At 48.1% G+C, this 405-nt stretch carries 1 pseudogene; it reads left to right on the plus strand.

Features of this window, described 5'->3' with window-relative positions:
* Nucleotides 1-405 (plus strand): annotated as a pseudogene (locus ACVC2P_RS12020) (hypothetical protein); the annotation flags it as partial.

Consider the following 405-nt stretch of genomic DNA (forward strand, 5'->3'; position numbering starts at 1 on the left):
GATGGGGTAACAAATGGCGATGAGATAGACCCAGATGGCGATGGAACACCAGGCCCAAATGGTACAGACTGGAACAACCCATGTGAGTTTGATGCAACAGACGTAACACTTCCACAAGGAGGCGATTGGGATGCAGCAGACTGTGATGGAGATGGAACACCAAATGGAACCGATCCAGATCCAAATGATCCATGTACAGATGATGGAACATTAGGCGACGAAGATTTAAATAACCCAATATTTGCAGATGCAGATTGCGATGGAGATGGGGTAACAAATGGCGATGAGATAGACCCAGATGGCGATGGAACACCAGGCCCAAATGGTACAGACTGGAACAACCCATGTGAGTTTGATGCAACAGACGTAACACTTCCACAAGGAGGCGATTGGGATGCAGCAGAC

The organism is Pontimicrobium sp. MEBiC01747 (assembly GCF_053601635.1).